The sequence below is a fragment of the Shewanella sp. CAL98-MNA-CIBAN-0140 genome (genome assembly GCF_040309905.1).
In the GTDB taxonomy this organism is placed as follows: Bacteria; Pseudomonadota; Gammaproteobacteria; order Enterobacterales; family Shewanellaceae; genus Shewanella; species Shewanella psychromarinicola.
On record NZ_JBEOPI010000260.1, the window covers coordinates 1 to 244 of the forward strand.

Annotated in this window: 1 protein-coding gene; it reads right to left on the reverse strand. The window is 58.6% G+C overall.

Annotated features, from left to right (window positions below; all coding sequences use genetic code 11):
* Nucleotides 1-244: hypothetical protein (locus tag AAEY93_RS20990; RefSeq protein ID WP_351079670.1), on the reverse strand; the 244-nt coding region annotated here is incomplete at both ends.

Here is a 244-nt window from a genome sequence, read left to right on the forward strand (position 1 = left end):
ATCTCTACCACCCGCTCGGCAACCACCACGTAGATCAGGATCAATAACAGTTGCAACGCCAAGTGATAACGCAACTTGGCCAGCCGGCGAATGCCGTCGCTGACGTTCAACAACATCAGCAGCGTCGACAGCACAATCAAGCCCCAACCCGCGACGCTGGAAGCAAACAGACCGATCAGCAAATCGTGCGGCCCCACCAGCGCGTTGGTCCCCGCCGCAAACAACAGCGCGCAGACCAACAGGT